At 68.9% G+C, this 12319-nt stretch carries 12 protein-coding genes; all 12 read right to left on the reverse strand.

Annotated elements, in window-relative coordinates; all coding sequences use genetic code 11:
* Window positions 1–212 (reverse strand): DNA-protecting protein DprA (locus tag KJ554_14180; protein MBU0743477.1); only part of this gene is annotated, 212 nt, incomplete at its 3' end.
* 52 nt (window positions 213–264) lie between these two features.
* On the reverse strand, window positions 265–1284 hold the full coding sequence (gene obgE / locus KJ554_14185; GenBank protein MBU0743478.1) for a GTPase ObgE: 1020 nt from the start codon (window positions 1282–1284) through the stop codon (window positions 265–267).
* A 1-nt stretch (window position 1285) separates the two neighbouring features.
* Window positions 1286–2476, reverse strand: coding sequence for a pyridoxal phosphate-dependent aminotransferase (locus KJ554_14190; protein ID MBU0743479.1), 1191 nt, complete (start codon window positions 2474–2476; stop codon window positions 1286–1288).
* Window positions 2477–2603: 127 nt separating this feature from the next.
* Complete coding sequence (gene coaD / locus KJ554_14195) at window positions 2604–3101, reverse strand: pantetheine-phosphate adenylyltransferase (GenBank protein ID MBU0743480.1); 498 nt, start codon at window positions 3099–3101, stop codon at window positions 2604–2606.
* Window positions 3094–3651 carry a 16S rRNA (guanine(966)-N(2))-methyltransferase RsmD gene (gene rsmD / locus KJ554_14200; GenBank protein MBU0743481.1) on the reverse strand — a complete coding sequence of 186 codons (558 nt, stop codon included), beginning with the start codon at window positions 3649–3651 and terminating at the stop codon, window positions 3094–3096. The genes coaD and rsmD overlap by 8 nt, the downstream gene beginning before the upstream one ends.
* On the reverse strand, window positions 3648–4181 hold the full coding sequence (locus tag KJ554_14205; GenBank protein MBU0743482.1) for a shikimate kinase: 534 nt from the start codon (window positions 4179–4181) through the stop codon (window positions 3648–3650). Before KJ554_14205 ends, rsmD begins: the two co-directional genes overlap by 4 nt.
* Before the next feature lie 125 nt (window positions 4182–4306).
* The gene (locus KJ554_14210) at window positions 4307–5752 is read right to left on the reverse strand and encodes a sigma-54 dependent transcriptional regulator (protein MBU0743483.1); all 1446 of its coding nucleotides are present in this window, start codon (window positions 5750–5752) and stop codon (window positions 4307–4309) included.
* Between the two features lie 164 nt (window positions 5753–5916).
* Window positions 5917–7128: a PAS domain S-box protein gene (locus KJ554_14215; GenBank protein MBU0743484.1), complete on the reverse strand. Its 1212-nt coding sequence runs from the start codon at window positions 7126–7128 to the stop codon at window positions 5917–5919.
* A 66-nt stretch (window positions 7129–7194) separates the two neighbouring features.
* The gene (locus tag KJ554_14220; GenBank protein MBU0743485.1) at window positions 7195–7644 is read right to left on the reverse strand and encodes a helix-hairpin-helix domain-containing protein; all 450 of its coding nucleotides are present in this window, start codon (window positions 7642–7644) and stop codon (window positions 7195–7197) included.
* A 35-nt stretch (window positions 7645–7679) separates the two neighbouring features.
* Entirely contained in the window at window positions 7680–9533 is a 1854-nt protein-coding gene (locus KJ554_14225; GenBank protein MBU0743486.1) for a TonB-dependent receptor, read from the reverse strand.
* A gap of 35 nt (window positions 9534–9568) precedes the next feature.
* The gene (gene hutI, locus KJ554_14230; GenBank protein MBU0743487.1) at window positions 9569–10873 is read right to left on the reverse strand and encodes an imidazolonepropionase; all 1305 of its coding nucleotides are present in this window, start codon (window positions 10871–10873) and stop codon (window positions 9569–9571) included.
* 78 nt (window positions 10874–10951) lie between these two features.
* Window positions 10952–12319, reverse strand: a 1368-nt coding sequence (locus KJ554_14235) for a hypothetical protein (GenBank protein ID MBU0743488.1), incomplete at its 5' end; no start/stop codon positions are given.

Consider the following 12319-nt stretch of genomic DNA (forward strand, 5'->3'; position numbering starts at 1 on the left):
GCCAGCCGACGGGCCACGGCCACGCCCCGTGCGCTGGCGCGCCGCGTGCCCACGATGGCGATCGCAGGCTGCCGCAGGGCGCCCGGGTCACCGCTGCCGCGAACGAGGTCGGGCGGCTCCTCCACGTCGCGCCAGAGGGCCGGCCAATGCTCGGCTTTGCTGTGCAGGGTCCAGGTATCGCCCGACGGAGTGTCGGTACGCATTTCGTACATGGGATGTTGCCTTCCCGGGAGGTCGCTCTGGATTGAGTCGGCGAGGTCGCCGTCAGGAGGAGGTGGCGGCAGCGCTCTGATACAGTTCGCGCAGCTTATGACGGAGCTGGTCCAGGCCCTGACCGGTGGCGGCGGAGATCAGCAGGGGGTCGCGGCCGCTGTGATCCCTGGCCCAACCCGCCACTTCCCTCCTGATATCGCCGACGGCTTCCTCGTCCGCCAGGTCGAGCTTGTTGAGCACGACGATGAACGGCAGGTCCGCCAGTCGCCGGCCGTATACGGTCAGCTCCTGGCGCAGGACGGCCAGCACGGACACGGGCGCCGGATCGGTCATATCGACCAGGTACACCAGGGCGCGCGTCCGCTCCACATGCCGCAAGAACTCGTGCCCCAGCCCCTTGCCGCCGCTGGCGCCCTCGATGAGGCCCGGTATGTCGGCCAGGGAACAGCTGGTATAATCACCCAGGTCGACGATGCCAAGGTTGGGCGTCAGTGTCGTGAAGGGATAGTCCGCGATCTTCGGCTTGGCCGCGGTGAGATGGCTCAGCAAGGTCGACTTGCCTGCGTTGGGCGCTCCGATCAGCCCGATATCCGCCAGGAGCTTCAATTCCATCCGCAGTTTCCGGGATTCGCCGGGCCGACCGGGCGTCGAAACGTGCGGCGCCTGGCGTTGCGGCGAGCGGAACTCGTAATTGCCGCGTCCGCCACGGCCGCCTGCTGCCACGCGATGCCGCTGCCCTGGTTCCGTGAGATCGCAGACGACCGACCCGCTGTCCGCATCATAGACGAGCGTGCCGCAGGGAACCGAGATCTCGAGATCTTCGCCGTCCGCGCCCGTCCTGCGCGAACCGGCACCCTGCTGGCCGGCGTCCGCCGCGTAGACCCTGCGGAACCGGAAGTCCTGCAGGGTCGAGGTCTCTGCGGTGGCCGTCAGCCAGATGGAGCCTCCGGCGCCTCCGTTGCCGCCGCTGGGACCGCCGCGCGGCACGCCCTTCTCGCGGCGGAAGGCGACGCAGCCATCGCCTCCCTTGCCGGCGGTCACTCTGATCTCGGCGACGTCGATGAACTTCAAATCAACCCCCGAAAGTCTCTATGCCGCGCCTGATGCGAAGGCCTGCCTCGCGCAGCGTCTCCTCGGCGTCGGCGTAGCTGAGCCGCAGATGGTTGGGTACGCCGAACGGCTCCCCGGGGACCACGGCCACCTTCTCCTCGCCGAGCAGGTGCTCGGCGAGGCGCATGCATCCTCCGGTCTGCCGGCCCGCGCCGAGCAGGCCGCGGATGTCCGTCAACAGATAGAAAGCGCCATCGGGCATCGTGAACCTCAGCCCCGGGATGTCGCTCAATTCCGCGACGAGCACGTCCCGGCGCCTCTGGAAGGCGCGCGCCATGGTCTCCACCTCGTCCCGGCAATCGAACGCCACCATGGCCGCCTTCTGGGCTATCGTGTTGACGTTGCTCGTGGAGTGGCTCTGCAACCGCGCCATGGCGCTGATGGTCTGCACGTCGGCGATGCCGAACCCGACCCGCCAGCCGGTCATGGCGTAGCTCTTGGACAGGCCGGTGACCGTCACGATACGGTGACGCAAGTCGGGGGCCACGGTCATCAGCGGCACGTGTCCCTCGTCGGTGTAGACCAGATCCTCGTAGATCTCGTCGGTGAGGATGAAGAAGCTCGTCTTGCGGAAGTATTCCGTCAGCTCCTCCAGTTCCGCCCTCGTGTACACGGCACCGGACGGGTTCGACGGCGTGTTCATGATCAGCGCCTTGGCGCGCCCGGCGCCGGCGCGCTCCAGATCCTCGGCCGTGATCTTCCAGCCCGGCCGCGACGGGATCACCGGGATCATGCGCGCGCGTAAAGCGGTGATCTGGGCGGGGTAGGTCACCCAGTAGGGCACGGGCACGGCCACCTCGTCGCCCTGGTTGAGCAGCATCGAGAGCGCGTTGTAGAGAACCTGCTTGGCCCCGTTGGAAACGATCACTTCCTTCGCGGAGATGGCCACGCCGGTCCGCGCAGCATAGAATTCGGCCACCCGCTGGCGCAGTTCGGGCATGCCCGCCGCCGCCGTGTAGCCGATGCGCCCGTGATCGAGGGCGTCGTGCGCCGCCTCGCAGATGGCCCGGGGCGTGGGGAAGTCGGGCTCGCCCGCGGTCAGGTTGACGACGGGCTCTCCCTTTGCGAGCAGTTCCTTGGCCTGTCCCGACAGCTTGAGGGTCGGCGAGTCACCGAGGACATCGGACAGCCAGCCCAGTCTCAATTGTCCCATTTCGTCTCCTTGCAGCGGACCCCGAACCTGCGACCGGCATCATGGTCAAATGTGTCATCAGTCGCCGACCCGGCAAGGTCGATGTCGCAGCCGGGACACGGCGGCCCCATCCGGCGTAGCCGGGGGATTACCCGTCCGCGGCGAACCTCGCCCGCAGGGCCGTGGCGGCCGCCGCGGGCACGTACCTCTCCACCGGCCCGCCACAACGTGCGACGTCGCGGACCAGGGTCCCGCTGAGCATGGCCAGTTCGGGACGCGCGAAGAAGACCAGCACCTCGTAGTCGGCCACGAGCGAGCGGTTCATGGCCGCCATGTTCTGTTCGTGTTCCATGTCGCCGGGCGTGCGCAGTCCGCGTATCGCGACGTTCGCCGACAGGCGCCGCATGGCGTCCACCAGCAATCCGTCGAAGGATACGACCTCGATGCGGCCTTTGTCCCCGAGGCCCGCGACGGCCTCCCTCACCAGGTCGACACGCTCGTTCACGTCGAAGAGCGTGGCCCGTCCCCCGCGCGAGACCGCCACGGTGATCCTGTCGAAGAGCCGCAGCGCCCGCGCAAGCACGTCGCAATGCCCGAGGGTCACGGGGTCGAACGTGCCGGGATAAATGGCGTGTAGATCACTCATCGTCCCTCTCCATGATCGATAGGGCCGCGGCGCCGTAGCGGCGTTGATCGACCCGCCAACCGGCGGGCGGCGGGGGCAACGTCAGCCCCGGTACGTGTTCCAGCACCACCAGAACGCACCGGCCGGCGTCGGCGAGACGCGAACAGGCGCGCCAGACATCCACGGCCAGGTCGCCGGCGTAGGGCGGATCGGCCAGGATGATGTCCCGAGCGGCGAGGTCGTCTCCCGGGGTCGCGAGCCAGCCACAGGCGTCCTGCCGCCAGAGGCGATAGCGCGATGGCTCGGCGCCGCAGGTCTCCAGGTTGCACCGGACCGCTTCGAGAGCTTGCCACGAAAGATCGACAAAATCCACATGTCCCGCGCCGCGGCTCAAGGACTCGATACCGAGCCCTCCCGCGCCGCAGCACAGGTCGACGACCCTCGCCTCGCGAATCGCCCCGCCCAGGATCGAGAAGATAGCTTCCTTGACGCGATCGGTGGTGGGACGCGTCTCGCGTCCCGGCGGGGCCGTCAGCTTGCGACCCCGCCAGCTGCCGGCCACCACCCTCATGATTCCCCGCGGCCGCCGCGCCGCTCCCAGTACAGCTTGGCGGCGAGCACGCGGCTGACGAGTTCCCGGGGTTCGGCCAGATCGCTGCGAAACCTGAAGTGAGCCGTGCGGGCGTAGAGCGGCAGCCTCGCGCGCAGCAGATCCGCGGCGTCCGCCCAGCCGCGTCCCAGGAGCGGCCGCTCCGTCGTGTCGCTCTGCGCGAGACGTTGCCTCAGGATCTCCCAGGGTGCATCGAGCCAGACGACGGCGCCCCGGCTGCGCAACAATTCGCACGCCGCCGTGCGCTCGACCACGCCGCCGCCGCACGCCAGCACGATGTCGCCCGCGGTCGGCAGGTGCTGCAGTGCGGCGAGCTCCAAATCGCGGAAGGCCGCGGCGCCGCCCGCGGCGAAGATATCGGCCACGGTCCGGCCGGCGTCGGTCTCGATCACGGCGTCCAGGTCCTGCACGTCCAGCAGGGCGTGTTCGCCGAGCAAGCGGGCGACCGTGCTCTTGCCGCTGCCCATGAAACCGATCAGGGATAACCACATGTGCTAGCTCCTGCGCGCAGTGTTCGGGACGGTCGCTTCGAGCATAACGAAAGTGGCGACCGCGGGCAAGGAACACCCGGGGTCGCCACTCCGTCATCCCGCCGGCGGCGCCGGCCGGGTGATCATTACAGTTCGTCGTCGCCCCCCACGCAGACAGGCACTTCCTCGCCGTCGGCATCCGAGTTCCGGTGAGCGTCATCATTCCCGTCCATATCGGCTTCGTAGCGCAGCAGCTTGCGGTAGAGGGTGGACGGATTGATCTCGAGGATCTCCGCGGCCCGCTTCTTGTGGCCGCCAACGCTGTCCAGGACGCCCTGGATGTGGCAGCGCTCCACCTCCTCGAGCGCCACGTGGCTGCCGAGCAGGGCGGCCGGCACCGAACCTTCGCTGACGGGATCCGCCACGCCGGGCGGCAGATCATTCCGGCCGATGCGTTCGTTCTCGCGGATGATGCAGGCGCGCTCGATCACGTTCTCCAGTTCGCGCACGTTGCCGGGCCACTCGTAGCGCATCAGGCACCGCAGCGCCTCCTCGGAGATCGCGGCGCCCACGGTCCCGGGGTACTCCGGCCAGTACTGCTTCAGGAAATGGTCGCAGAGCAGCGGTATGTCGTCGGGACGGTCGCGCAGGGCCGGCAGATCGATGGGGATCACGTTGAGCCGGTAGAAGAGGTCGGTCCGGAAGTTGCCGGCTCCCACTTCCCGCTCCAGATCGCGGTTGGTCGCCGCGATGACGCGCAGATCCACCTTGACGGCCTTGCTCGAGCCGACCGGGTAGATCTCCCGCTCCTGAAGCATGCGCAGCAGCTTGACCTGGATGGCGTGGGGCGTCTCGCCGATCTCGTCCAGGAAGATGGTGCCGCCCTGGGCTTGCCGGCAGAATCCGTCGTGGTCGCGGTCGGCGCCCGTGAAGGAACCCTTGACGTGGCCGAAGAGCTGGCTCTCGAGGAGCGTCTCGGGGATCGCGCCGCAGTTGATCGCCACGAATGTTTTCTGCGCCCGCTCGCTGCGGTCGTGTATCGTGCGGGCGATCAACTCCTTGCCCGTGCCGCTCTCGCCCGTGATCAGGATGGTGGCCGGCGTGGCCGAGATCTTGTCGATCATCCTGTAGACGGTCTCCATGCAGTCGCTCTGGCCGATGATCTTCGAGTGGATGCGCTTCTTGGTCAACTCGCGGCGCAACTGCACGTTCTCGCTGCGGGCGTAGCGAAGCTGCAGGGCGTTGCGCACAGCCACCTTGATCTCGTCGTTCTTGCAGTGCTTCTGCAGGTACGAATAGGCGCCGAGGTTCACCGCGTCGATGGCCGACTGTTCGCTGGCGTACGCGGTCAGCATGATGACCGGCGTCTCGGGGTCCACTGCCTTGATGCCCTTGAGCAGCTGGATGCCGTCCACCTTGGGCATCTGGATGTCGCTCAGGACCACGTCGAATGGCGCCTGTTCCATCAACGCCAACGCCTCGGCGCCGGAGCAGGCCGTCGTCACCTTGTAGCCTTCCTTGCCCAGCAGTATGGACAGGTATTGGCACATGGACTCCTCGTCGTCCACGACCAGGATCCGCTTGTCCTCCATGTATGGTTCTCCCTTGGTAACGCTCTCCGTCAGGGGCCGCCAACGGCGGCCCTGTCATGTGTGATATCGGTCAGATTGCAAACTTCTTGAACACGAAAGCGAAGAAAAACGGAGCGTCGTCCAACAAGGCGGGCAGAATGCAACAGCACCGGCAGACGAGCAAATCAGCGGCCAGCGAGGTAGGCTGCTTCGGGCTCCACGCCCATGACCGGGGTCTGCAGCAGCGGCAGGACCACCATGAAGACGGCACCCCCGCCCGGCGGCGAAGCCAGCTCGACCCGACCGCCGTGGTCATGGACGATCCTTTTCACGACCGAGAGCCCCAGCCCTGTGCCGCCCTTGCGCTCGGTGAAGAAGGGCTTGAAGAGCGAGGCGCGGCTCGACGCCGGTACGCCGGGCCCGGTGTCCGCGACGGTGATCTGGCAGGCGGTGTTGTGCGCGTCGAGCTCGGCCGTGAGGGTCAATTCCCCCGTGTAGTCCATGGCTTCGAAGCCGTTCATGGCCAGATTGAGCAGGACCTGCTTGATCTGCTCGGCGTCCATGAGGATGAGCATATCCTCCGGCTCGACCGCATGCGTCACCACCGTCTCGCCTCCCCTCTCCTCCAGGTGCATGCGCAGCTGCAAGACGGCGTCGTCCAGGAAGGGGCGCATCTCCACCAGCTTCGGCTGGGCGGGCCGGGTGCGGGCGAAGGACAGGAAGTCGGTGATGATGTCGTTGACGCGCCGGCTCTCCCTGAGAATCAGTTCCATGAGCTCGCGCTCCTGCTCGTCCAGGGACAGCTCCCCGGCCAGGATCTCCACGCTGCCCCGGATGCTGGCCAGCGGGTTGCGGATCTCGTGCGCGATGCCGGCCGAAAGCTCGCCGACCGCCGCCAGCTGGTCCGTCTCGCGCATCTTGTCTCGCATGAGATTGATGTCCGTCAGGTCCTGGAAGATGGCGACGGCGCCCGTGAGGGCTCCGTCCGACGCCTCGATCGGACTGACGCTGACGCCCACCGGCAGATCCGCGCCGTCGCCGCGCAGGATGCGGATCTCCCGCCTCAGCACGGGGCCGCCTCCGGCCAGGACCTGTGCCAACGCACGGTTGAAATCGTGCAGTCCCTCATCGAAGACGTCGGTCATGGAATATCCGAGCGCATCCTCCTCGTCCAGCATGAGGATGCACTGCGCCGCGGGATTCAGGCGCTGGATGATGCCCCGCTGATCGATGATCACCAGACCGCTGCTCAGGTTGTCCAGCACGTTTCGCAGGTCAGAGCCGAGCGCGTCGGCCCGACGCATCTCGCGGCGTCGCGCCGCCGCTTCGCGACGCCAGCCCATGGCGCAACACGCCGTCACGGCCAGTGCGAACACGCTGATAACGGCTGCCAACAAGACCCGGAGCCTCCACATCAGGGAAGTTCATCGCCGCATCGCGGACGGACGCGGGTATCGGAAACGTCATCGGCATGTGTCGCCTGTACTTGAGGTCGTCCCCGGGGATCGGCCCGCCGCGGTGTGGAAGCGCAGCAGCGGTGCCAGACGCTGCATCAGCTTGGGTCCGATCCCCTTGACCCGCTGCAGGTCGGCCGGCGAGAGGAACGGACCCTCGTCCCGCCGCGACTGCACGATCCGGTCGGCCAGGACCGGGCCGACGCCGGGCAGATACACCAGGGTGTCGGCACCCACCAGGTTGACGGCGAAGGGTGGCTCGGGCGCCGGCGGTTCGTCGGGCTCCGCCGACGGCCGCGGCAGCAGGGAGGACAGAAACGTCGGCTCCCGCCATGTGCCGTCCGGCCCCAGCAGCAACCTCCGGCGGATCAACCGTCCGGCGGCGATCAGCCCGCCCAGCAGCAGCAGTCCGAGCGCTTCGCGTCTGTTCAAGTCGTGCTCCCTCGCGGACCACCGCATCGCGCGAGGTCCGGGCGGGAGGCAGGTCTGGCGAGTCAGTGCCGGAAGGTCCAGTGCATGCGCCAACGGTTCACCTGGCCGGGGCTGAGCGATCCCGCGGAAACCGGCACGCGTCGGTTCGTGAGGTTGTGCAGCTCGTATCCGAGATCCACGCCCACGAGACGGAAACCGACGATGACGTGATGCAGGGTGACCGACGGCAGGCGGACATCGTCGCCGGGCAGCCACGGGTCGCCCATCCCGCCGCGGTGTTCGAGGATGTAGCCCAGTTCCAGGATGCCGTCCTCGTGGAACCAGTGCTTCTCCCAGAAGACGTTCAGGACCGCCGATCTCTCGGGCGGCAGAGCGATCGGCGTGCCGGCCTTGACGTCGTGGCCGCGGGCGGAAACGATGCCCTCCACGCGCGCCCAACCTGCGCAGCGGCCGGCGCGACGCAGCTTCAGATCCACGTTCCAGCCGTCCAGTTCGACCTCGTTGGCCCAGCGCCCGGTGACGGTCTCCCCCGCCAACGGCCGCCAGCCGATGCCGTCGCGCAGGCGTCGCACCGCACCGTCGATGACCAGTTCGTTGCCCAGAAGCCCGGCGCGCCAGGAAAGCGCGGCGCGGTCGAGACTCTCCCAACCCAGTTCGTGCTGCGGCAGCAGGACCGCCTCGATACCGGCGCCGGTGACGCGCGCGGCGGTATACAACTCGTCGCTGCGGGGTGAGCGGCCGCCGTGCTGCAGGGTTAGGCGCATCCGGTCGGAATCCGCCGCCTGCAGGTCCAGGCTCGCAGAGTGATTCCAACCGGCCTGTCGGTGCCAGCGCAGGATTCCCGTCGGCACGACGCGCAGGCCGCCGACCCGCAGGGGACGCAACGCCGTCATCGCCGCCTCCTGTCCGCCGCTGGAGACAGGACCGGCGTCGTCGCCGGCCCACTCCGCGGTCCCGGTTCCGTCGTCGTCGAGGCGCCAGGCCATCACGCGCGCGCCCAGCTCCAGTCCGTCGTCACGACCGGCGAGCTCGACCTGGACGCCTTCCCGCGCGATTTCCAGCTTGCGCGCGCGATCCCATTCCACGTCGGCTCCGTTCACGAAAACCGCTGCCTGGAGCCTGCCGACGGGCGTCTCGCCGCGCCAGGCGAGGGACGTGCGTTGCGCCCACAGCTCCTGGTGGAGCGCATCGTGCACGGGAAGGACCGTCTTGTGCTTGCGGATGCGCTCGTGGGTGAGTTCTAGCCGGGTGCCGTCGGACATGCGGCGACTGACGGACGCCCGCGCGGAACGGAACTTTGACTCGTGCCGGTTGGCCGCACCGACGAGATCGTCCTCGGGCAGCTGGTCGATCAACTCGTCGAAGTCGAAGCGCAGGCTCCACGGCGCGACGGGTGTCCGGAAGGAGACGCGCCGCAGGTAGGAGTCGTCGCTGCCCTTGGTGAAGCGCGTGTCGGTGGTCGCGGCGTCGGTCGCCGGCGCCGTCGAGGTCAGGGCGATCGCGGGTGCGGACGCGCCCCAGCGATCCGGGCCGCTGGCGATGCCGGTGAGTTCCACTCCGGACAGGGAGACGGCCCAGGGGTCGTCGGCCCAGCGGTGGCCCGTGCCCAGGGGAATACCGTCACGGCTGAAAGAAGGCTGCGGATCGTCCCCCGCCTCGTCGACGAAGAGCAGGGACGCCCCGAACGCGCCGTCGGCGACGGGCACCAGGGAACTCGCGCGGCCCAGCAGATCCTGGATGTCGATGGGGATGGGCAGCCAGAGGGGAGCCGAGCCCTCGGGCGTCGCGAGCAGGCCCGCGCTCGCGCGGCCAGCCGCCAGCGGGGCCGCAGCGCCGTCCGGCTGACCGGCGCATGCCGACAGCGCTCCCGTGAACGGTGCCAGGGACAAGGCCATGACCGCGACCGGAGCACGCACCGCCGACCATATCCGGCGCGTGAAGCGCGCTCCCATCAGATCACCCGCTTTCCGGCGCGGAAGACGGCGTGCACGGGATTGCGTCCGGCGTGATAGGGCACCAGACGGTAATCGTCCACGTCCAGGACGATGAAATCCGCGGGCCGCCCGGGCGCCAGTTCGCCCGCCTCGCCGCCGAGGCCCAGGGCCTGCGCGGCGTTGGCCGTCACCGCGCACAGGGCCTCGGCAGGCGACAGCTTCATCTGGGTGCAGGCGATGGCCATCACCAGGGGCAGCGACGAGATGGGACTGCTGCCCGGATTGTAGTCGGAAGCCAGGGCGACTGCCACGCCTGCCTCGATCATCGCCCGGGCGGGCGCGTAATCGCGCAGGCCCAGGGTGAAGACGGTTCCGGGCAGGAGCACGGCGACGGTCTCCGCGTCGGCCAGGGCCGCGATGCCAGCGGCGTCGATGCGGATGAGATGATCGGCCGACCCGGCGCCGAGGCGCGCGGCCAGAGCGGCGCCGCCGAACGGTTCCAGCTCGTCGGCGTGGACGGTGGCGCGCAGGCCCAGCGCCATGCCGCGGGCGAGGATCCGCTCGGTCTCCGCCAGGTCGAAGACGCTGGGCTCGCAGAAGACGTCCAGGCGCTCGGCGAGGCCCTCCTCGGCCACGCGCGGCAGGATCTCCTCGCAGACGAGATCCACGTAGGCGCCTCGACGGTCCCGGTATTCCGCCGGGATCTCGTGGGCGGCGAGACAGGTCAGCACGGCGCGCAATCCGGCCTCGTCCGCCGCGCGCCGCGCCGCGCGCAACATCTTCACCTCGTGCTGCGGCGACAGCCCGTAGCCGCTCTTGATCTCCATGGTGGTGGTGCCGCAGGCCAGGGCTTCGCGCAGCCGGGGCACGGTCAACGCGACCAGTTCGTCCTCGCTGCGCGCGCGCAGGTCGCGCACAGAGGCGTGAATGCCCCCCCCGGCGGCGGCGATGTCCAGGTAGGTCTCCCCGCGCAGGCGCCTCTCGTATTCGTCCTGCCGCGTGCGACCGTAGACCGCGTGCGTGTGCGGATCGACGAAGCCGGGCAACACGCAGGCCCCGTCAGCCTGGTAGGTGGCCTTCGCGCCCAGGGCGGCCAGGGCTGCGGCCGGGCCGTAGGCGACCACCCGGCCACAGTCCACGGCGAGCGCCGCATCCTCGACGATGCCCAGTTCGCCCAGCAGCCGACCGCGGCGAGGACCCGCACTCCCGCTGTCGGGAAGATCGAGGGTGCAGAGCTGGCCGATACCGGTCACCAGCAGATCGACAGGCGTGGCGAGATTCGCGAAATCGGCGGCGGCGACGTTTCTGCCGTCCTGGGCCATCGCTGATCCTTCCCTGGTTGTTCCCGGCCGCGCCGGGAAAAACTACAATACCGCTTCCCGGGCCGGGGTTCCCCCGGATCAGGTCGCCACGAAGAACTCCGCGGCCAGGGCCACCATCTCCTCCGGACCGGCACAGTAGCGGACCGAGGTCGGCATGGCATCCAGAAAGGTCTTCCCGTACGCCTTGCCGTGCAAGCGGCTGTCGAGCAGGAACACCACGCCGCGGTCCGCGTCGGAGCGAATCAGGCGCCCGATGCCCTGGCGCAGGCGCAGCACGGCATCCCGCACCATGAACTGAACGAAGGGGTTCTCCCCTTCCGCCTGGATCAGGTCGCAGCGGGCGGACACCCAGGGATCGGCGGGGACCAGAAAAGGCAGCTTGGTCACCACGAGGATCTCGAGATCCGTGCCCGGCAGGTCGATCCCTTCCCAGAACGTGTTGGTGCCCAGCAACACGGCCCGGCTCTCGCGCCTGAACCTAGCCATGAGCTCGGCGGGCGACAGGCCCGCGCCTTGTGTGAGGATCACCGGACGCGAACGCTGCCAGTGGCGATCCAGATCCAGCTTGAACTCGTAACCGCCCTCGTCGGTCTGCTGGAGAGCGGCGGCGACCGCCTGCAGGGAGGCGTACGAGGTGAACAGGACGAGCGTCTTGCGCGGCACGGCCGAAAGCAGGCTGCGCAGGAGCCGGGTGACCGCCGGCAGGTAGTTGCGGGAATCCGGGGCGGGAAAATCGGGCGTGGTCAGGAAGAGACTCTGCCTCTCGTAGACGAACGGCGAGTCGATCAACGAGGTCACCACGCCGGGCCGCAAGGCGGAGACGCCCAGCTCGCGGGACATGAAGGTGAAATCCTCGCCCACGCACAGGGTGGCGCTCGTGAGCACGGGGTTCAGCCCGGAGCGTCGCCACAGATCTGTCAGTATCGGGCCGGGCTCCAGCCTCGTGGCGCCCACCGCGTTGAGCGTCTCGCCGGATCCCGGCTCGAACCAGACCACCCAGTCCGGATCCTCGCGGTCGGCCAGGAACAGCACGTCCTTTTCCAGCTGGGTCACCAGCTCGGCAACCCGCGCCAGCGTGGCCAGCGCGTCCTCCACGTCCGGCTCTGTCCCGGCGGCTCCTTCCAGCCTTCTCGCGAATGCCGCATAGGAGGTGTCGGCCTCGCCGCAGGCCGTCAACAGGGACGCCGTTACCGGTGTCACCTGGCCGAAGACCTCGTCGCGCTCCTGGATGCGGAGGCGGCCCTGAGGTCGCGCGTGTTCCTCCAGCCAGAGGACGTACCGCCGCGCGAGCGCCTCCAGCCAGCGCCGGTATGCGGTCTGCGCCGCGACCACGGCGGCGGCGAATGTCTCGAGCGCAGGGACCGCGTCGGCCGCTTCACCCCCCGCCGCGTCGAGCTTGCCGCGCAGGAAGTGCAGCAGCTGCGGCCGGGCGCCGCCGCGGCCGCC

Source organism: bacterium (assembly GCA_018814885.1).
Classification (GTDB): domain Bacteria; phylum Krumholzibacteriota; class Krumholzibacteriia; order LZORAL124-64-63; family LZORAL124-64-63; genus JAHIYU01.

Bases quoted from the DNA above. Each gene is read 5' to 3' on its own strand.
- KJ554_14205 (MBU0743482.1), bottom strand. From the start codon at position 4,181: ATGTGGTTATCCCTGATCGGTTTCATGGGCAGCGGCAAGAGCACGGTC.
- rsmD (MBU0743481.1), bottom strand. From the start codon at position 3,651: ATGAGGGTGGTGGCCGGCAGCTGGCGGGGTCGCAAGCTGACGGCCCCG.
- coaD (MBU0743480.1), bottom strand. From the start codon at position 3,101: ATGAGTGATCTACACGCCATTTATCCCGGCACGTTCGACCCCGTGACC.
- KJ554_14190 (MBU0743479.1), bottom strand. From the start codon at position 2,476: ATGGGACAATTGAGACTGGGCTGGCTGTCCGATGTCCTCGGTGACTCG.
- hutI (MBU0743487.1), bottom strand. From the start codon at position 10,873: ATGGCCCAGGACGGCAGAAACGTCGCCGCCGCCGATTTCGCGAATCTC.
- KJ554_14210 (MBU0743483.1), bottom strand. From the start codon at position 5,752: ATGGAGGACAAGCGGATCCTGGTCGTGGACGACGAGGAGTCCATGTGC.
- KJ554_14220 (MBU0743485.1), bottom strand. From the start codon at position 7,644: ATGCGGTGGTCCGCGAGGGAGCACGACTTGAACAGACGCGAAGCGCTC.